The organism is Mycobacterium sp. UM_11, from assembly GCF_001414075.1.
GTDB lineage: Bacteria > Actinomycetota > Actinomycetes > Mycobacteriales > Mycobacteriaceae > Mycobacterium.
Genome location: NZ_LATC01000024.1, coordinates 36826 through 55253, shown reverse-complemented (window position 1 = coordinate 55253; position 18428 = coordinate 36826). Strand labels below are relative to the sequence as shown.

Genomic DNA, 18428 nt, shown 5'->3' with positions numbered 1-18428 from the left:
GAGATGTGTATAAGAGACAGGTTCAGTTTGCCCGGGTTGCCGGCGCCCTACGTGATCGCGCAGGTGGCCATCGCGGAAGATCCGCGGGTACGGCTGACCACCAACATCGTGGAGTGCGAGCTCGAGCGGCTCGAGCTGGGTCAACAAGTGGAGGTCGTCTTCGAACAGGTCGAGGACGTCTGGTTCCCCCTGTTTCGGCCCTCGCAAGGCGCCGAACCCGCTCCTCTGCCGGCCGACGAGATCGCGCCCGAACGGTTCGGCGAAAACGTCCGGCCGATGCTGACCGCCGAGAAGTTCGAGGACAAGGTCGCGCTGACCGGGATCGGGATGTCGCCCATCGGGCGCCGGCTGATGCAACCCCCGCTGGCGCTGACGGTGCAAGCGTGCGAGGCGGCGATCGCCGATGCCGGGCTGACCTACGCCGACATCGACGGCCTGTCCACCTACCCCGGCGCGATGACGGTCGCGGGCATGGGCGAAGGTGGCGTCACCGCCCTGGAGGCCGCGCTGGGAATCCGGCCCACCTGGCACAACGGCGCCATGGAGACGTTCGGCCCGGGCGGCTCGGTGATCGCGGCCATGATGGCTGTCGCGTGCGGATTGGCGCGGCACGTGCTGTGCTTCCGGACGCTGTGGGAGGCCACCCACGCCGAGCTGATGAAGCAGGGCAAGATCACCCCGTCGATGGGCCGAATGTCGGGCTGGCAGATGCCCTTTGGCGCCACCTCGGCGGCCCACACCCTGGCGATGAACGCGCAGCGGCACTTTCACCGCTACGGCACCACCAAGGAGACGCTGGGCTGGATCGCCTTGAACCAGCGCGCCAACGCCGAACTCAACCCGACCGCCATCTACCGCTCCCCGATGACCATGGACGACTACCTGAACGCCCGGCCCATCACCACACCGTTCGGTCTCTACGACTGCGACGTGCCGTGCGACGGCGCGATCGCCGTCATCGTTTCCGCCGTCGACGCCGCTCGTGACCTCGCCAAGCGGCCCGTGCTGGTCGAGGCGGTGGGCACCCAGATCGTTGAGCGAATCGACTGGGATCAAAGCACTTTGACCCACGAACCGCAGGTGCTGGGCCAGTCGGCGCACGTCTGGACCCGCACCTCCCTGCGGCCGGCCGACGTCGATGTCGCCGAACTCTACGACGGCTTCACCATGAACTGCCTGTCGTGGATCGAGGCGCTGGGCTTCTGCGGGATCGGTGAGGCCAAGGAATTCCTGGACGGCGGCAAGAACATTGCGCGCGACGGCCTGTTACCGCTCAACACCCACGGCGGCCAACTCTCGCACGGTCGCACGCACGGCATGGGTCTCCTGCACGAGGCCATCAGCCAACTCCGCGGCGAGGCGGGCGATCGCCAGGTCGTCGACGCCCGCGTCGGCGTGGTCAGCAGCGGGGGCCTGACTCCCAGCGGCGTGCTCCTGCTGCGGGCGGACGCATGACGCCGCCGCGCCCCCGGCTGGTGATCGTCGACGGCGTGCCGATGTCGGCGCTCGTCTGCGAAGCGGAGCAACCCAAGGCCGTGATCGCGGCCATCCACGGCGGCGGCACCACCGCCGTCTATTTCGACTGCCCGGGCCACCCGGCCTACTCCCTGCTGCGGTCCGGTGCGGCGGCCGGATTCACGGTGGTGGCGCTCGACCGTCCCGGCTACGGCAGCTCGGCGCCGTATCCCGAGGCGATGGCCGAGGGCGAGCAACGCGTCAACCTGGCGTATGGGGCGATCGACCGCATCCTCGGCGAACGCCCAAGCGGCGCCGGCCTATTCGTGTGGGGCCATTCGGGTGGGTGCGAGCTGACGATGCGGATGGCGGCCGACGCGCGCGGCGCCGACCTGCTGGGCATCGAGCTCGCGGGCACGGGCCGGCACTATCACCCGGCCGCTCGGGAAATACTGAGAACGGCAACCCGCGATAGCCGCCCGCCGGGCATGCGCGGGCTGCTGTGGAGCCCGGAGGAGCTGTACCCGCCCGAGGTCCTCGGCGGCGCAACGGTTTCCCCGTCGGCGCCGGCCTACGAGGACCAGATGGTGTCGAACTGGGCCCGCCAGACCTTCCCGGAGCTCGCACCCGCCGTTCGCGTCCCGGTGCATTTCAGCATCGCCGAGCACGAAAAGGTCTGGCAGGCCGACGATTCGGCGGTGACGGAGATCAGCGCCCTGTTTTCCGCGGCGCCGCGATTCGTCGTGCACAGACAGCCGGGGGCCGGGCACAACATCAGCCTGGGGCACGCCGCCCCCGAATACCACGCGAATGTCCTTGCCTTCGTGGAGGAATGCGTGGGTGCGCGGCCGGCCGAGCCCGATCGGGAGGCCGGATGAGAGTCGGATTCATCGGGCTGGGCAGCCAGGGCGGACCGATGGCGCGGCGGATCGTCGAGGGCGGTTACGAGACGACGCTATGGGCGCGCAGGCCCGAGACCCTCGAGGCATTCGCCGACACGCGGGCGAAGGTTGCGAAGTCCCCGGCCGAGCTCGGCGCGGCCAGCGATCTGGTCTGCCTGTGCGTCGTGGGCGATGCCGACGTCGAACAGCTCGCCGGGGGCGAACAAGGCCTGTTGTCGGCGATGAGGCCCGGCGGGGTGATCGCGGTGCACAGCACCGTGCACCCCAACACCTGCCGGGACCTGGCGAACCGGGCCGCGAGCCAAGGCGTTTCGGTCATCGACGCGCCGGTGAGCGGCGGTGGTCAGGCGGCCGCCGAAGGGCGCCTGCTGGTGATGGTCGGCGGGGACGCCGACGTGGTCGAGCGGTGCCGCCCGGTCTTCGCCACCTACGCCGACCCGATCGTCCACCTCGGTGAGCTGGGTTCGGGGCAGACCACCAAGCTGCTGAACAACCTTTTGTTCACCGCCCACCTCGCCACGGCGGCCTCCGCGCTGTCGCTGGCCGGCGCGCTGGGCGTCGATCCGGGCCGTCTCACCGAAGTCGTGTCACGCAGCAGCGGGAACAGCTTCGCGCTCAACGCCCTTGGCGGCATCGGCGGGTTGGAGCGGCTAGCCGCCGTGGCCGCGACGCTGCTGCAAAAGGACGTCCGCCTGGTGGTGGACCTGGCCGACCGAGCCGGGGCCAGCGGTGGCGCCGTGCTGGACACGGCCGACGCGGCGCTTGCCCTCATGGGACATCCGAGATGAGGGTCGGGTTCGTCGGTGCGGGGCGAATGGGCGGGCCGATGGTGGCCCGGCTGGCAGCGGCCGGATGCGACGTCGTCGCCCTGGGCCGGACCGCGGGCAAGCGCCGCGATCTCGAACGGCTCGGCGCGCTGGCCGTTGGCGAGCCGGCCGAGGCGGGTGCGCACGCCGACGTCGTGGTGCTCTGCGTGTTCACCGATCAACAGGTGCGAGAGGTCTGCCTGGACGGCGGGCTGCTGCGCGCCATGTCGCCCGGCTCGGCGCTGATCATCCACACCACCGTGAGCCCGACGACCATCGACGCCGTCGCCGCGCGCGCCAACGACGTCGACGTCGTCGACGCCGCGGTCAGCGGGGGCCCGCAGCATGTTGCCGCCGGCCTGCTCACGTTGTTCGTGGGCGGTTCCGACGACGCGGTGACGCGGGTGCGCCCCGTGCTGGACTGCTACGGCGATCCCGTACTGCACGTCGGTCCGCGCGGCTGCGGCCAGAAGGTGAAGCTGGTCAACAACGCCTTGTTCGCCGGTCACATCGGGCTGCTCGCGGAATCCGTCAGGCTGGGCGAGCTGCTCGGCGTGCCGGAGCCGACCCTGCTGGGCGCGCTGTCGCACGGCAGCGCGAGCAGCCGCGTCCTGAGCATGGTGGCGGCGGGCGGTTCCGTCGCGTCGTTCATCGAGGTTGCCGGCGAATTCGTGAACAAGGACGTGAGCGTGGTGCGCGGGGTCGCCGAGGAACTCGGTGGCGATCTGGGTGCCTTGAACCACGTCATCAAGGCCTTCGGATCCAGGACGACCGCGCCGAAGGGGGTTTGAAATGCTCGCGTTTCGGTCTTTCCGGTTCGTCACGAAGGTATTACCGTTACCTTTACAGTCAACCACTCCGCTGTAACGGTTTCAGCCCGCCCTCGCCGCTGAGGAGAGAATCAGTGACAAAACCGAAGGTCGTCTTCGATCCGTACTCCGAGGACTACTACAACAATCCGTTCGACATCTACCGGCGGATGCGGGAGGACGCGCCGCTGTATTACGACGAAAAGGAGGACTTCTACGCGCTGACCCGTCACGTGGACGTCGCGGCGGCGTTCAAGGACTTCGAGACGTACTCCTCGGCGCGCGGCTGCGACCTGGCGATGGTGCGCAAGGGCATCGCTCCCGAGCAGAAGTCGATCATCTTCATGGATCCCCCGGAGCACCGCCACATGCGCAGCCTGCTCAACAAGGCGTTCACCCCGCGGGCGATCCAATCGCAGCGCGACACCGTCATCGAAGTGATCGACAAATACCTGGGTGCCGCCGACCCGGAAAACTTCGATGTCGTGCAGGATTTCTCGGGACCGTTCCCGGTTGAGGTCATCACCCGGATGGCGGGGGTGCCCGAGGAGTACCGCCAGCAGGTGCGCCACTGGATCGACACCAGCCTGTCCCACGAGCCGGGCCAGATCGAGATCAGCGAAGCCGGCATGCAGGCCAACATCGACACGGCGATGTACTACTTCGGCCTGGTGCAGGAGCGCCGCCAGGAACCGCAGGACGACATGATCAGCCGCCTGATCGCTGCCGAGGTCCCGGGCGAAGACGGGCAGCTGCGCAAGCTCGACGACATCGAGATCTGCGGGTTCGCAACCCTTCTCGGCGGTGCGGGCGCCGAGACCGTCACCAAACTGCTCGGCAACGCGGCGGTGATCTTCGCCCGTCACCCCAACCAGTGGCAGAAGCTACAGGAGGACCGCGACAAGATCCCCGGGGCGGTGGAAGAGCTGCTGCGCTACGAGGGACCGGTGCAGTACAACGTCCGCTACACGCTCAAGGAGGCACACGTCAGCGGTGGCGTGATCCCTGCGGGCAAGCCGGTGTTTCTCTGCGGCGCCGCGGCGAACCGCGATCCGGAAGCCTTCACCGACGCCGACACCTTCGACATCGAGCGTGACCAGACCGAGGCCCAGCACCTCGGGCTCGGTTACGGGATCCACAGCTGCCTCGGGGCGGCGCTGGCCCGCATGGAAAGCAGGATCGCGCTGGAGCGGCTCCTCGACTTCATGCCGCGCTACGAGGTGGACTGGGCGGGCTGCCAACGGGTAACCATGCAAAACGTCGCGGGCTGGAAGAACGTGCCCGTCAAGGTACTTCGGTAAGGGGGTTGCCGTGACAAAGAAAATCGAAGTCGATTGGGGACTCTGCGAGAGCAACGGCGTCTGCATGGGCATCAATCCGGAGATCTTCCTGCTCGGCGACGACGACATGCTGACGGTGTTGCAGGAAGAGGTCACCCCGGAAAACGAGCATGACGTGCGCGAGGCCGTGCGTCAGTGCCCTCGGCAGGCCATCTCGATCGTCGGCGAGTAGGACGATCAGAAGCCGGAGAGGATGACGGCGTTGCAGTCGGCCGCCGCCTGCCGCAGTTTCGCCGCCTTTTGATACCCCTCGGACTCGTACCAGGCGCGCGCGGCGTCCACCGATTCGAATTCCAGCACGACGGTCTGGTCGCCGTGCCAGGTGCCCTCGATCACTTTGGGCGCGGTGTCCACCGCCAGAATGGTGGCACCGGCCATCGCCGAACCGGCGGCCTTGCCATAGGCCTTCATGCCCTCCGGGTCCTTGATGGCCTCCGTGAGGATGACGTAACCTTTCGCCACTGAATCTCCTTGACTGGATTAGATTTTGCTGATGGCCTGCTCAGGACAGCACTCGATGGCCTCCTGGGTTGCCGCTTCGAATTCGCTTGGCACGTCGGCGGATATCGCCTCGGCGTAACCATCGTCGGTGAGGCTGAAGACCTCGGGGCACAGCGTCGTGCAGACGCCATGGCCGCGGCAGCGCTGGTCGTCGACCGTGACTTTCATGCCGGGGTGAACTCCAGGTGCAGCTCGGTCAGCCCGCGCAGGATGTAGGTCGGAACGTATTGGTACCGGCGGTCATTCGCCGGCCCGTGGACCTTCTCGTTGATCCTGATGTCGGACGTCCGGTCGAGCAGGCGCTCGATCGCCACCCGGGTTTCGGCGCGGGCCAATGGCGCGCCCGGGCAGCTGTGGATACCTCGCCCGAACGAGATGTGCTGACGGGCGTTCTTGCGGGCCGGGTCGAAGGTGGTCGGGTCTTCGAAGCGGCGGGGATCACGGTTGGCGGCCGCCTGCACCACCATCACGGTGGTCCCCGCCGGCAGGTCGACGCCGCCGACATTGACGGGCACCCGGTTCAACCGGAAGTCGCCCTTGACCGGGCTCTCGTGCCGCAACGACTCCTCGATGAAGTTGGGGATCAGGCTGCGGTCCTTGCGCAACTGCGCCTGGATGTCGGGCCGCTCCCCGAGCGTCTGCAAGGCCGCGCCCAGCAGCCGCACGGTGGTCTCCTGGCCGGCCGAGAACACGTTGCTGGCGACCCGGGCCACGTCTTCGACCTCCGGGGTCGAGCCATCCGGGTAGGTGGCGGTGGCCAGACCGGTCAGCACATCGTCGCGCGGCTCGCGCCGGCGGTCGCGGACGTAGTCGGAAAAGAGGCCGTAGAGGAATTCCAGTGGGCTGTGTGCCAGCGAGCCCTTGGTGCCCCCGACGCCGCCACCCGAGTTGTCGCGGATGCCCTTGACGAACTTGTCGCGATCCTCCTCGGGCACGCCGAGCAGGTCCGCGATGACCAGCAGCGTGAAGGGCCCGGCGAAGCCCTTGATCCAGTCGCCGTGCCCGGGCGCCAGGAAGGTGTCGAGCACCTGGTCGGCCAACACCCACATGGCGTCCTCGTTCTCCTTGAGGCGCTTGGGGGTGATCAAACGCATCAGCAGCGAGCGGTGGTTGGTGTGGGTGGGCGGATCGAGGGTGGGCAGCTGGTCGCTGAACGGCAATTCGTCGCGGTGTTGCTCGATCAGCTCAGTGATGTCGTCGCCCTCCAGCGGCACCGGAAAGCCGGGGAACGGGCCGGTCACCGAGATGCAGGAGGACCACGTCTCGGCGTCGTTGAGCACGGCGCAGGCCTCGTCCCAGCCGGTGATCATGGTGACGTCGTGATGGCTCTCCCGGGTGACGGGGCACTGCGCGCGCAGCGCCTCGTAGTAGGGGTACGGGTCTTCGATGAGCTCGGTGCCGCGGAAGAAGTCCAACTCGGAGAATTCGCTCGCCATCTCCCGCTCCTTGAATCTCGGCTAGTGAGAACGCGCCTCTCGCAGATGAGTATTACATTTCCATACGGCAACCTGGCCGTCAACGAGGGGTCGGCGCGTGGGATGCCGGTGTCAGCTCGCGGGAACCAGATCCGCCGCGACCGACGGCCAGGCCAGCAGCCCGCTGCGGAACGTCTCGACATGGCCGATGGAAACCTGCGGAAGCGCGGCGGCGGCCAGGGCCTGGGCCTTGAACGTGTGGGCGGCCATGCTCAGCCGGTGCTGCACCAGGCCGACGCTGTCGTCGAGCTCGGCCGGCCAGTTCTCCCCCCACAGCGTGACCTCGGTGACGCCGTGATCGAGGGCCTGCAACACCCCTTGGCGCACGCGGGAGTCGCACCCGAACAGGTCCGCCGCGGCCGCCAGTGCCTGCGGACGGGGGCGGGATTGCGCCGCCGCCAGGGCGTCTTCCAGGTCGACCACCCGGGCGCCCAGGATCTGCAGCGGCCGGTCGTCCGGATGGTCAGCGACGAGGACCGTGACGTCCCACCCGGCCATCGACCGGTCGAAGAGCCAGCCGCCGGCGAAGCGGACGGCGTCGACGACGGTCGCCGCGACCACGTCGAGCCGGTACCTCATGTCGCCGCGCGGCTCGTCTGCGGGGCGAAGTCCCGCGCCAGTGTCTCGGCGTACTGCTTGAACACCTCGGTTAGCGGTATCGATGGATCGAGCAACCATGTGGTTTCCATTCCGTGGACGAAGGCGAGAATCTCCACCGCCTTGACGGCGGGGTCTATGTCCGTGCGATACCGGCCATCCGCCTGCCCGCGGCGGATGAGGTCGGCGACGATGTCGGTCGCCGCGCGATGCCGGGCCAACATCCGGTCGTGCAGCGGGGCGTCGGGAAGGATGTTTTCAACGAGCAGCACCGTGAACGTTCCGACCAGTTCGGGTGCCCGGTTGAACCGGTCCGCGACCTGGGCGATCTGGGCGAACAGATCGCCGGTCCGGTCGGCGTGCAGGTCGTCGTCGAGGTCGCGGGCATCGAGGACGGCGTGCAGCAGCTGCTCTTTGGATTCGAAGTGATGCAGCAGGCCCGCGGGGGTAACGCCGGCCTCGCCGGCGATCTGGGCGAGGGTGGTGCTGCGCCAGCCGTTGCGGGTGAGCAGCCGTTGCGCGACGTCGAGGATCCGCTGCTTACGGTCCTCGCCTTTGGCGAGCAACGTGTCGTATGGCCGTGCGTCTGGCACCGGACTCCTTTGACCGACTGGCGGGACGAACCAACCTAGTGAACACACAGTAGGTTAGTTGGGCCGCTGTGACAAGGGTCACCCAGGGACCGTTTTCTCGCGGTGGGCCTCGCCGGAGCTAGCCCACGAGTTCGACCAGGGTGGCGTTGGCCGTGCCGCCGCCCTCGCACATGGTCTGCAACCCGTAGCGAATCCCGTTGGCACGCATGTGGTGCGCCATCCGGGTCATCAACACCGCCCCGGACGCGCCCAGCGGGTGCCCCAGCGCGATGGCGCCGCCGAGCGGGTTGACGAGGGTGGGGTCCGCCGCGGTCTCGGCGATCCACGCCAGCGGCACCGGCGCGAAGGCCTCGTTCACCTCGAACACGCCCACCTCGGCCAGCGGCACGCCGGCCTTCTTCAGCACCTTCTCGGTCGCGGGGATGGGCCCGGTGAGCATCAGCACCGGATCCGCCCCGGTCACCGCGCCGGCCAGGTAGCGCACCAGCGGGGTGAGCCCCAGCTCGACCGCCATCTCCGCCGTCGTCACCAGCAGGGCGGCCGCGCCGTCGGAGATCTGCGAGGAGTTGCCCGCGTGGATCACGCCGTCCTCGGTGAACGCCGGCTTGAGTCCGGCGAGCTTCTCGACCGTGGTGCCCCGCCGCACGCCCTCGTCGGCGGCGACGACGGTTTCGTCATCGGTGAACACCGGAACGATCTGATCGGTGAACGCGCCCGCGTCCTGGGCCGCGGCGGCCCGTTCGTGGGACTGGGCGGAGTATTCGTCGAGCCGGGTGCGGGAGAATCCCCACTTCTTGGCGATCATCTCCGCCGACAGCCCCTGGTTGAACGAGAAGTCGTCGTAGCGGGCGAGGACCCTCGGGCCGTACGGCATGCCGGTCGCCCTGGCCGAACCGAGGGGAACCCGGCTCATCACCTCGACGCCCCCGGCGACGACGACGTCCTGCTGGCCGGACATCACCGCCTGCACGGCGAAGTCGAGCGCCTGCTGACTGGACCCGCACGCGCGGTTGACGGTGGTCCCCGGGATGGTCTCGGGCCAGCCCGCGGCCAGGACCGCGTAGCGGCCGATGTTGCTGGACTGGTCGCCGACCTGAGACACACACCCCCAGACCACGTCGTCGACGACCTCCGGGCCGACACCGGCGCGCTCCAGCAGTTCGTTGAGGACGACGGCGGACAGGTCGGCGGGATGCACCCCGGACAGGCCGCCGTTGCGCTTGCCCACCGCGGTGCGCACGGCTTCGACGATGACTGTTTCCCGCATGTCCCTACTCCGCATCCTTGGATTTCGATAGCGTCCACCGGCCAGTAAACGACGGCTCCCGCCGCTGCGCGAAGGCGGCATACGCCGCGGCCGCGTCCGCCGTCGCGAAGTTGCCGACCTGCGCTCGGGCCTCGTTGGCCAGCGCGTCGCGCATGGAGCCGTGCGCGCCCTCGTTCAGCAGGGCCTTGGTGTGGGCCAGCGCGATCGGGGGTCCGGCCGCCAGACGGCCCGCGAGGTCGTCGACGAAGCCATCGATCTGCTCGCCCGGCACCACCCACGTCACCAGGTTCAGGGCGTGCGCCTCTTGGGCGTCGATCGTCTCGGCGAGCAGCGCGAGCCGCTTGGCCTGTTGCAGGCCAACGAGTTTGGGCAGCAGCCAGGAACCGCCGAGGTCGATCGACAGGCCCCGCTTGGAAAAGATCTGGCAGAAGGTCGATTCCGGTGTGGCGACCACGAAGTCGCAGCCGAGCGCGAGGTTCCATCCCGCGCCGACGGCCACTCCGGTCACCTTGGCGACCGTGGGGATCGCCAGCTCGTGCAGGGCCAGCGCCACGTCGGTCAGGCGCTGCAGCTTGTAATTCGGATGGGTGTCGTCGGGAACCGAGATGTCGGCGCCCGAGCAGAAACTGCCGCCGGCTCCGGCGATCACCAGCGCGCGGACGGTGCGGTCGTGGCCGGCGGCGTGCAGGGCGTCGCGCAACGCGACCCACAGCCCGGGGTTGATCGCGTTCTTACGACGCGGCCGGTTGAGGGTGAGCGTGCGTACCCCGTCGCGGTCCTCCGACAGCAGCACGGCCCCCTCGGTCGCGCTCAATAGCTCCTCGGCAATTTCAGGACGTTGGATCCCAGGAAATTGAGGATCATCTCCTGACTGACCGGCGCTATCTTCATCAGCCTGGCCTCGCGGAAGTAGCGGGTGATGTGGTACTCCTCCGCGTAACCCATGCCGCCGTGAGTTTGCAACGCCCGGTCCGCGGCGGCGAAGCCCGCGTCGGCGCACAGATATTTCGCCGTATTCGCCTCGCGCCCACAGGGTTTGCCGTTGTCGTACAGCCAGGTGGCCTTGCGCAGCATCAGCTCGGCGGCGTCCAGGCGTGCCAGCGAGTCGGCGAGCGGGAACTGCAGGCCCTGGTTCATGCCGATGGGCCGGCCGAAGACCTCGCGCTCGTTGCCGTATTTCACCGCCTTGTCCAGCGCCACCCGGCCGATGCCGAGCGCCTCGGCGGCGATCAGCATGCGCTCCGGATTCAGGCCGTCCAGGATGTACTGAAAACCCTTGCCCTCCTCGCCGATCCGGTCCTCGACGGGTACTTCGAGGTTGTCGATGAACAACTCGTTGGAGCTGACGGCGTTGCGGCCCATCTTGCGGATGGGCCGGACGTCGACGCGGCTGCGGTCGAGATCGGTGATGAACAAAGTCATCCCGTCCGTCTTCTTGGTGACCTCGTCGTAGCTCTGGGTGCGGGTGAGCAACAGGATCTTGTCCGACTCCATCGCTTTGGAGATCCAGACCTTGCGGCCGTTGACGATGTAGCGATCGCCGTCGCGTTTGGCGAAGGTGGTGATCCGCGACGTGTCGAGCCCCGCGCCGGGTTCGGTGACGCCGAAGCAGACGTGCACCTCACCGGTGGCGACCTTGGGCAGTGTGCGGGCCTTGAGCTCGTCGGAGCCGTGCACCACCACCGGTTGCATGCCGAAGATGGACAGGTGAATCGAGCTGGCGGCGTTCATGGCGCCGCCGGATTTGGCGACCTCCTCGAGCAGGATGGTGGCCTCGGTGATCCCGAGGCCGTGACCGCCGTATTCGGTGGGAATCGTCATGCCCAGCCAGCCGCCGTCGGCGATGGCCTGGTAGAACTCGGTGGGAAACTCGTGCGCTTGGTCTTTTTCCATCCAGTACTGGTCGTCGAACTTGCTCGCCAGCTCGGCGACCGACCGGCGGATCAGCTCCTGGTCATCGGTCAGCTCGAAGTTCATGCCATCGCCGGGCATTGGCACACCTCCATTGAGCGCGAGCAGACGCGAAATCGCACGATTGCGGCCCACACAGTGCGATTCTGCGTCTGCTAGCGGGGAACGGGACCGCTAGTCCGTGTTGCCGGTGAGGGCCTTCGCGTTGGCCGCGAACTCCGCGAAGGACGAGCCGCCCCGGGAGTCCTTTTCGTGGCCCGCCGCCTTGATGGACACGTCGTGCCCCTCGGCGGCCTTGCGCAGCGCGCCGACGGTCGCCTGTTCGCGTGAGATGTGCGTGAACGGGTCGAACGAATACCACCGCATCGCGTTCTCGTACGTCATCTTGTTGATCTCGTCGTCGGGAACGTTGTTGATACTCAACACGTCCCACAACTCTTCGGGCGCGCCCGGCCACATCGAGTCGCTGTGCGGGTAGTCGGCTTCCCAGCAGATGTTGTCGATGCCGATCATGTTGCGCAGGGCCACGCCGACCTTGTCGCTGATGAAGCAGGTTAGGAAGTGGTCGCGGAACACCTCGCTGGGCAGCTTGCCCTTGAAGTCCTGGTGCGTCCAGGTGGAGTGCATCTCGTAGGTGCGGTCGGCCCGCTCCAGGAAATACGGGATCCACCCGGTGCCGCCCTCGGACAGGGCGATCTTGAGATCGGGGTACTTCTTGATCGGTGCCGACCACAGCAGGTCCGCCGCCGCTTGCACGATGTTCATCGGCTGCAGTGTGATCATCACGTCCATCGGCGCATCCGGCGCGGTGATCGCCAGGCGGCCCGAGGACCCGATGTGGACGTTCATCACGGTGTCGGTGTCGCACAACGCTTCCCACAACGGGTTCCAGTATTCGTTGTGAAAGCTGGGGTAGCCCATCGCGGCCGGGTTCTCGGTGAAGGTCAGCGCGTGCACGCCCTTCTTCGACACCCGGCGTACCTCGGCGGCGCATGCTTCGGCGTCCCAGATCACCGGGATCGCCATCGGGATGAAACGCGCCGGGTAGGCGCCGCACCACTCGTCGATGTGCCAGTCGTTGTAGGCCTGCACCAGCGCGATCGAGAACTCCGGGTCGTCGGTGGCGAACAGCCGCCCGGCAAAGCCCGGGAAGGACGGGAAACAGATCGAGGCCAGGATGCCGCCGGCGTTCATGTCCTTGACGCGCTCGTCGACGTTGTAGCAACCCGGCCGGATCTCGTCGAGCCCCGTCGGCTCGATGCCATACTCCTCCTTGGGCCGACCGGCGACCGCGTTCAGCGCGACGTTCGGGATCACCGTGTCGCGGAACTTCCACATGTCCGAGCCGTCGGCGTTGTGCACCAGCCGCGGCGCGTCGTCGATGTACTTCTTCGACAGGTGGTTCTTGAACATGTCCGGCGGCTCGACGGTGTGGTCGTCCACGCTGATCAGCATCATGTCTTCTTTGTTCATGGCCGTTGCCCTTCCATCGGGTCCGCCTGTTCGATTCCGCTCCCACGCGGCCTCGGCGAATCGCTGTCCCGTGCCAAGATCACTAAAATGAAAACTATCTTCTCGCCAGGCGAGAATCAACATCCAGCAGACACCGCGACCGGCGTTCGTCGTCTGAGCAGCGGTGGAAGCCGTCGCCAAATTGCCCGGCCCGGAGCGGCGCCGCGCTGGGGCGGCCGCCGCGTGTCGGGGTAACGCGGTCCGTTCGCCGCCGTTTGCGCTGTAAAAAGCCCGCCGCGACCGCCGCCGGCGCGCCCGGCATCCGCCCCCGGACCGGCCCCCGACCGGCGGCATTGACCGGCCGCGCGATTCATGCAACTCTATTGGTTGGAAATGAGAATACGATTCTCCTTGACCGAGAGGTGGCCGGGAGGATGGCGAGAGGGGAGCACGGATGCGGTTGCCGCCGCTGCCGGCTGATCAGTGGGACGAGGCCACCCACAACGCGCTCTCGGCGATGCGCGGCGCGGAGTCCAACAACGCGCTGTCCACCCTGGCCCACCACCCTGCGCTGGCCAAGGCGTTTCTGCGGTTCAACGTTCACCTGTTGACCTCGTCCACGCTGCCCCCGCGGATCCGCGAACTGGCCATCCTGCGGGTCGCGCATCGCCGCGACTGCGCCTACGAGTGGTCGCACCACGTCCGCATGGCCAAGGACGAGGGAATCACCGACGACGAGATCGCCGCGGTGAGACGGGGCGAGGCCGCCGACGAGTTCGATCGCGCGGTGATCGCCGGCGTCGACGAGCTCGAGGAGAAATCGCAGCTGTCCGACGAGACATGGGCCGCGCTGGGCCAACGCCTGGACGACCAGCAGCGGATGGATTTCGTATTCACCGTCGGCTGCTATGCCGCGCTGGCCATGGCCTTCAACACTTTTGGCGTGCAGCTCGAACACGCCGATCAGCAACGATAAGAGAGGTAAGAACGTTGCCCCACTTCCCGAAGCCGGCCGCTGGCAGCTGGACAGAGAATTATCCCGAACTCGGGACCGCACCGGTCGATTACACCGACTCGATCGATCCGGCGTTCTTCGAGGCCGAGCGCGAGGCGGTCTTCAGGAAGACCTGGCTCAACGTCGGCCGGGTCAATCGCCTGCCGCGCACCGGCAGCTACTTCACCAGAGAACTGCCGTCTGCCGGCAAGGGCACATCGGTGATCATCGTCAAGACCAAGGACGGGGCCGTCAAGGCTTATCACAACGTCTGCCGCCACCGCGGAAACAAGCTGGTGTGGAACGACTTCCCCAACGAGGAGACCTCCGGCACCTGCCGCCAGTTCACCTGCAAGTACCACGCCTGGCGGTACAGCCTCGACGGCGACCTGACCTTCGTCCAGCAGGAAGAGGAGTTCTTCAACCTCGACAAGGGCAACTTCGGCCTCGCGCCCGTCCGCTGCGAGGTGTGGGAAGGCTTCATCTTCATCAACTTCGACGACAACGCGGCGCCGCTCACCGACTACCTCGGTCCGCTGGCCAAGAGCATCGAGGGTTACCCCTTCGGCGAGATGACCGAGACCTACTCCTACCGGGCCGAGGTCGGCAGCAACTGGAAGCTGTTCATCGACGCGTTCGTCGAGTTCTACCACGCGCCGATCCTGCACCAGGGGCAGTACACCAAGGAAGAAGCCGCCAAGATCCAGAAGTACGGCTACGAGGCGCTGCACTACGAGTTGGCCGGCCCGCACAACCTGCAGTCGACGTGGGGTGGTCAGGCGCCGCCGTCGGACATGTCCATGGTCAAGCCGATGGACCAGGTGTTGCGCAGCGGCTTGTTCGGCCCCTGGGACAAGCCGGAGATCATCGAAAACCTCGAGCTGCCACCGGGTGTCAACGTGAAACGGGTGCCGCAGTGGGGCATCGACTCGTGGCTCTTCTACCCGAACTTCATGCTGCTGATCTGGGAGCCGGGCTGGTTCCTCACCTACCACTACTGGCCGACCGCGGTGGACAAGCACATCTTCGAATGCACGCTGTACTTCGTGCCGCCACGCAACGCGCGGGAACGCCTGGCCCAGGAGTTGGCAGCCGTGACGTTCAAGGAGTACGCGCTGCAGGACGCCAACACGCTGGAAGCCACCCAGACCATGATCGGCACCCGGGCCGTCAAAGAGTTCCTGCTGTGCGACCAGGAGGTCTTGATTCGCCATCTGCACAAGACGACCGGTGACTATGTGAAGGAGTACCAGCGCAATGGCGCTACCGTCTGAATTCGCCGATCTCGAACCCTATTTGGACTGGGATCTGGCCACCGAACCCGAGCGCTACGCCAAGCGGCTGGCCTCGACGATGGCCGAAATGCAGGCGTTCTACGACGCGGCATTCCCGCGCCTCAACGACGTGATCGCCTACTGTGACAACTACCCACTCGACGATCTGCCCGAGGACGCACAGACGCTCATGCACATGATGCAGTCGCTTGTCATGGTGTCGTTTCCGATCGAGGCGTGGAAACAAGCGCGGGTGCCCGACAGCGGCGCGGCCTGGGTGGAGTGCATCAAGGAACCGGTGATCTGAAAGGTGCTGACACTCAAGGCCGCGGGACTGCTGGACGTCGACTCCGGCGAGATCCTGCGGCCCGGCGTGGTGCAGGTCGAGGGCGACCGGATCGTCGCCGTCGGGGGCGATCCCGACGGCGAGATCCTGGACCTCGGCGACCAGATCCTCCTGCCCGGGCTGATGGACATGGAGGTCAACCTGCTGATGGGGGGTCGCGGCGAAAAGCCCGGGCTCTCACAGGTTCAGGATGACCCGCCGACGCGGGTGTTGCGCGCGGTCGGCAACGCGCGGCGCACGCTGCGAGCCGGATTCACCACCGTGCGCAACCTGGGCCTGTTCGTCAAGACCGGCGGGTACCTGTTGGATGTCGCGCTGGGCAAGGCCATTGACGCGGGCTGGATCGACGGCCCGCGCGTGGTGCCGGCCGGGCATGCGATCACCCCCACCGGCGGACACCTGGACCCGACGATGTTCGCGGCGTTCGCGCCCCACGCGCTGGAGCTGACCGTCGAGGAAGGCATCGCCAACGGGATCGACGAGATCCGCAAGGCCGTGCGCTACCAGATCAAACACGGCGCCGAGCTGATCAAGGTCTGCTGCTCGGGCGGCGTGATGTCGCTGACCGGACCGCCCGGCGCGCAACACTATTCGGATGAGGAGCTGCGCGCGATCGTCGACGAGGCGCACCGGCGTGGCCTGCGGGTGGCCGCGCACACGCACGGCGCGGAGGCGGTCATGCACGCCGTCGACGCCGGCATCGACTGCATCGAGCACGGCTTCTTGATCGACGACGACGCGATCGCGTCGTTGGTCGAGCACGGCACCTTCCTGGTGAGTACCCGGCGCCTGGCCGACGGAGACGCGATGGACGTCTCGCACGCGCCGCCGGAGTTGCGGGCCAAGGCCGCCGAGATGTTCCCCAAGGCGCGGACGTCCATACTGGCCGCCTATGAAGCCGGCGTGAAGATCGCGGTCGGGACCGATGCGCCCGCGATCCCGCACGGACGCAACGCCGACGAGCTGGTCACCCTGGTCAATTGGGGGCTGCCGCCGTTGGCGGTGTTGCGGGCGGCGACGGTGACCGCGGCCGAGCTGATCAACTCGACCGACCGCGGACGGCTCGCGGCGGGCCAGCTCGCCGACATCATCGCGGTGCCCGGAAACCCGTTGGAAGACATCACCGTTACCCAGAACGTGAGCTTTGTCATGAAAGGCGGCAAGGTCTATGTCGATAAATCAGCCAACTCGAACTGACGACCTGGTCGAGATTCAGCAGCTGCTGGCCCGCTACGCGGTCACCATCACCCAGGAAGACATCGACGGGCTCATCGGCGTCTTCACCCCGGACGGAACCTACAGCGCATTCGGCTCCACGTATAAGTTGGACAGGTTTCCCGAGCTGGTGGCGGCCGCCCCAAAGGGGTTGTTCCTCACCGGAACCGCATTGGTGGAAAACATCGACGGCGATTCCGCGAGCGGGACCCAGCCGTTGTGCTTCATCGACCACGCCACGCATGACATGCGGATCGGCTACTACCGCGACACCTACGCCCGCACCACCGACGGCTGGCGGCTGAAAACCCGTGCGATGACGTTCATCCGGCGCAGCGGCGTGCACGACTCGGGGCGCCCGCACGCCGTCGGCCGTCCCACACCGTGAATGTCGAGGAGTTCCGCGCGGGTTTGCGCGCGTGGCTCGGCGACAACGACCTGACGCCCGGGGCGGATCACTCGCTGCAGGGCCACATGCGGCAGTTCGCCAGGGTCAGTCGCGCGCTGTACGACGCCGACTGGATGCGCTACGGCTGGCCCACGGAAGTCGGCGGGTTGGGCGGTCCCGCGGTGCTGCGCGCGATCGTCGGCGAAGAGGTGGTCGGTCGCCGACTCGCCGAACCCGGACCCTATTCGATGCTCGAGGTGCTCGCACCCACGATGATCGACTACGCCCCGGCCGAGCTCGCCGCCGAGATGGTGCCGCGGCTGCTGCGCGGCGAAGAGCATTGGTGCCAGGGCTTTTCCGAGCCGGGATCGGGCAGCGACCTCGCCTCGCTGACCACCCGCGCAACGCAGCAAGGCGACAACTGGATCGTCAGCGGGCAGAAGGTGTGGACCAGCTTCGCGCAATTCTCGACGCGCTGCGTCCTGCTCACCCGCACCGCGCCCGGCCATGACGGGATCACCGCGTTCTTCGTCGACCTCGACACCCCGGGCATCACGGTCCGGCCGCTGCGGACGATGCACGGCGTGGACGAGTTCTGCGAGGTGTACTACGACGACGTGGTGATCCCGTCCAGCCGGATGCTCGGCCGGCCCGGCGACGGCTGGAAACTCGCGATGGACCTGCTCCCGTATGAGCGCTCCACCTGCTTCTGGCAGCGCATCGCCTACCTGTACTCCCGGTTCGACGAACTCATCGCGCAGGCATCCGATACCGACGAATCCAGCCTTGGCGCAGCATATTTGGCGCTGCACACATTGCGCTGCCGATCCCGCGACACCCAGCATCGGCTGCGCGACGGTGCGCGGCTGGGGCCGGACACGTCCATCGACAAGGTGCTGCTGGCCGGCGCCGAGCAGCGCCTCTACGACACCGTCCGCGACCTGCTGCCCGGCGCGCTCGAGCTGGACGACACGCCGTGGCGGTCGGAGTACCTGTACTCGCGCGCCGCGACCATCTACGGCGGCACCGCGGAGATCCAGCGCAACATCATCGCCCGCCGGTTGCTCGACCTCGGGAAGGAGTGAACCGTGGAGTCGACGGAT

21 protein-coding genes are annotated in these 18428 nt (G+C 67.3%); 12 read left to right on the top strand and 9 right to left on the bottom strand.

Going from position 1 to position 18428, the window contains the following annotated elements; genetic code table 11:
- The first annotated feature begins 3 nt into the window (after positions 1-3).
- The 6 genes from WU80_RS08905 (at position 4) to WU80_RS08880 (ending at position 5484) form a co-directional block, all read left to right on the top strand.
- Entirely contained in the window at positions 4-1455 is a 1452-nt protein-coding gene (locus tag WU80_RS08905; RefSeq protein WP_082462571.1) for an OB-fold domain-containing protein, read from the top strand.
- Entirely contained in the window at positions 1452-2333 is an 882-nt protein-coding gene (locus tag WU80_RS08900) for an alpha/beta hydrolase (RefSeq protein ID WP_055402023.1), read from the top strand. The genes WU80_RS08905 and WU80_RS08900 overlap by 4 nt, the downstream gene beginning before the upstream one ends.
- Complete coding sequence (locus tag WU80_RS08895; protein ID WP_055402021.1) at positions 2330-3145, top strand: NAD(P)-dependent oxidoreductase; 816 nt, start codon at positions 2330-2332, stop codon at positions 3143-3145. The genes WU80_RS08900 and WU80_RS08895 overlap by 4 nt, the downstream gene beginning before the upstream one ends.
- Positions 3142-3954, top strand: a complete 813-nt coding sequence (locus tag WU80_RS08890) for an NAD(P)-dependent oxidoreductase (RefSeq protein ID WP_231633778.1) — start codon at positions 3142-3144, stop codon at positions 3952-3954. Before WU80_RS08895 ends, WU80_RS08890 begins: the two co-directional genes overlap by 4 nt.
- 113 nt (positions 3955-4067) lie before the next feature.
- Positions 4068-5273 carry a cytochrome P450 gene (locus WU80_RS08885; protein WP_055402019.1) on the top strand — a complete coding sequence of 402 codons (1206 nt, stop codon included), beginning with the start codon at positions 4068-4070 and terminating at the stop codon, positions 5271-5273.
- 10 nt (positions 5274-5283) lie between these two features.
- Entirely contained in the window at positions 5284-5484 is a 201-nt protein-coding gene (locus tag WU80_RS08880; protein ID WP_007168596.1) for a ferredoxin, read from the top strand.
- 5 nt (positions 5485-5489) lie between these two features.
- Here WU80_RS08880 and WU80_RS08875 read toward each other — a convergent pair whose 3' ends face one another.
- From WU80_RS08875 to WU80_RS08835, 9 genes are all read right to left on the bottom strand, one after another.
- Positions 5490-5723 (bottom strand): DUF1330 domain-containing protein, encoded by a 234-nt coding sequence (locus WU80_RS08875; protein ID WP_231633779.1) that lies wholly within the window; start codon positions 5721-5723, stop codon positions 5490-5492.
- 69 nt (positions 5724-5792) lie between these two features.
- Positions 5793-5981, bottom strand: coding sequence for a ferredoxin (locus WU80_RS08870; RefSeq protein WP_055402015.1), 189 nt, complete (start codon positions 5979-5981; stop codon positions 5793-5795).
- Positions 5978-7249 carry a cytochrome P450 gene (locus WU80_RS08865; protein ID WP_055402013.1) on the bottom strand — a complete coding sequence of 424 codons (1272 nt, stop codon included), beginning with the start codon at positions 7247-7249 and terminating at the stop codon, positions 5978-5980. The genes WU80_RS08870 and WU80_RS08865 overlap by 4 nt, the downstream gene beginning before the upstream one ends.
- Positions 7250-7360: 111 nt before the next feature.
- Positions 7361-7867 (bottom strand): hypothetical protein, encoded by a 507-nt coding sequence (locus WU80_RS08860; RefSeq protein ID WP_055402011.1) that lies wholly within the window; start codon positions 7865-7867, stop codon positions 7361-7363.
- Positions 7864-8478 carry a TetR/AcrR family transcriptional regulator gene (locus WU80_RS08855; RefSeq protein WP_055402009.1) on the bottom strand — a complete coding sequence of 205 codons (615 nt, stop codon included), beginning with the start codon at positions 8476-8478 and terminating at the stop codon, positions 7864-7866. Before WU80_RS08855 ends, WU80_RS08860 begins: the two co-directional genes overlap by 4 nt.
- A gap of 118 nt (positions 8479-8596) precedes the next feature.
- Positions 8597-9745 (bottom strand): thiolase family protein, encoded by a 1149-nt coding sequence (locus tag WU80_RS08850; RefSeq protein WP_055402008.1) that lies wholly within the window; start codon positions 9743-9745, stop codon positions 8597-8599.
- A 4-nt stretch (positions 9746-9749) separates the two neighbouring features.
- Entirely contained in the window at positions 9750-10559 is an 810-nt protein-coding gene (locus tag WU80_RS08845; protein WP_055402005.1) for an enoyl-CoA hydratase/isomerase family protein, read from the bottom strand.
- Positions 10556-11722 carry an acyl-CoA dehydrogenase family protein gene (locus tag WU80_RS08840; protein ID WP_055402038.1) on the bottom strand — a complete coding sequence of 389 codons (1167 nt, stop codon included), beginning with the start codon at positions 11720-11722 and terminating at the stop codon, positions 10556-10558. Before WU80_RS08840 ends, WU80_RS08845 begins: the two co-directional genes overlap by 4 nt.
- A gap of 108 nt (positions 11723-11830) precedes the next feature.
- Positions 11831-13129: an amidohydrolase family protein gene (locus WU80_RS08835; protein ID WP_055402003.1), complete on the bottom strand. Its 1299-nt coding sequence runs from the start codon at positions 13127-13129 to the stop codon at positions 11831-11833.
- A gap of 433 nt (positions 13130-13562) precedes the next feature.
- Between WU80_RS08835 and WU80_RS08830 the strand changes: the two genes are divergently transcribed.
- From WU80_RS08830 to WU80_RS08805, 6 genes are read left to right on the top strand one after another with little or no spacing between them, the layout of a single operon-like run.
- Entirely contained in the window at positions 13563-14084 is a 522-nt protein-coding gene (locus WU80_RS08830) for a carboxymuconolactone decarboxylase family protein (RefSeq protein WP_055402001.1), read from the top strand.
- Positions 14085-14098: 14 nt separating this feature from the next.
- Complete coding sequence (locus WU80_RS08825) at positions 14099-15376, top strand: aromatic ring-hydroxylating dioxygenase subunit alpha (protein ID WP_055402000.1); 1278 nt, start codon at positions 14099-14101, stop codon at positions 15374-15376.
- On the top strand, positions 15360-15683 hold the full coding sequence (locus WU80_RS08820; protein WP_055401998.1) for a hypothetical protein: 324 nt from the start codon (positions 15360-15362) through the stop codon (positions 15681-15683). Before WU80_RS08825 ends, WU80_RS08820 begins: the two co-directional genes overlap by 17 nt.
- Positions 15684-15686: 3 nt before the next feature.
- On the top strand, positions 15687-16919 hold the full coding sequence (locus WU80_RS08815) for an amidohydrolase family protein (RefSeq protein ID WP_055401996.1): 1233 nt from the start codon (positions 15687-15689) through the stop codon (positions 16917-16919).
- A complete protein-coding gene (locus tag WU80_RS08810) occupies positions 16891-17325 on the top strand; it encodes a nuclear transport factor 2 family protein (protein ID WP_055401994.1) in 435 nt (144 codons plus the stop codon). Before WU80_RS08815 ends, WU80_RS08810 begins: the two co-directional genes overlap by 29 nt.
- On the top strand, positions 17322-18410 hold the full coding sequence (locus WU80_RS08805) for an acyl-CoA dehydrogenase family protein (protein ID WP_055401992.1): 1089 nt from the start codon (positions 17322-17324) through the stop codon (positions 18408-18410). The genes WU80_RS08810 and WU80_RS08805 overlap by 4 nt, the downstream gene beginning before the upstream one ends.
- Positions 18411-18428 lie beyond the last annotated feature (18 nt).

Coding starts and splice junctions, on each gene's coding strand:
- WU80_RS08905 (WP_082462571.1), top strand. CDS start 4: ATGTGTATAAGAGACAGGTTCAGTTTGCCCGGGTTGCCGGCGCCCTAC.
- WU80_RS08900 (WP_055402023.1), top strand. CDS start 1,452: ATGACGCCGCCGCGCCCCCGGCTGGTGATCGTCGACGGCGTGCCGATG.
- WU80_RS08895 (WP_055402021.1), top strand. CDS start 2,330: ATGAGAGTCGGATTCATCGGGCTGGGCAGCCAGGGCGGACCGATGGCG.
- WU80_RS08890 (WP_231633778.1), top strand. CDS start 3,142: ATGAGGGTCGGGTTCGTCGGTGCGGGGCGAATGGGCGGGCCGATGGTG.
- WU80_RS08875 (WP_231633779.1), bottom strand. CDS start 5,723: ATGAAGGCCTATGGCAAGGCCGCCGGTTCGGCGATGGCCGGTGCCACC.
- WU80_RS08870 (WP_055402015.1), bottom strand. CDS start 5,981: ATGAAAGTCACGGTCGACGACCAGCGCTGCCGCGGCCATGGCGTCTGC.
- WU80_RS08865 (WP_055402013.1), bottom strand. CDS start 7,249: ATGGCGAGCGAATTCTCCGAGTTGGACTTCTTCCGCGGCACCGAGCTC.
- WU80_RS08860 (WP_055402011.1), bottom strand. CDS start 7,867: ATGAGGTACCGGCTCGACGTGGTCGCGGCGACCGTCGTCGACGCCGTC.
- WU80_RS08850 (WP_055402008.1), bottom strand. CDS start 9,745: ATGCGGGAAACAGTCATCGTCGAAGCCGTGCGCACCGCGGTGGGCAAG.
- WU80_RS08840 (WP_055402038.1), bottom strand. CDS start 11,722: ATGAACTTCGAGCTGACCGATGACCAGGAGCTGATCCGCCGGTCGGTC.
- WU80_RS08835 (WP_055402003.1), bottom strand. CDS start 13,129: ATGAACAAAGAAGACATGATGCTGATCAGCGTGGACGACCACACCGTC.
- WU80_RS08830 (WP_055402001.1), top strand. CDS start 13,563: ATGCGGTTGCCGCCGCTGCCGGCTGATCAGTGGGACGAGGCCACCCAC.
- WU80_RS08820 (WP_055401998.1), top strand. CDS start 15,360: ATGGCGCTACCGTCTGAATTCGCCGATCTCGAACCCTATTTGGACTGG.
- WU80_RS08810 (WP_055401994.1), top strand. CDS start 16,891: ATGTCGATAAATCAGCCAACTCGAACTGACGACCTGGTCGAGATTCAG.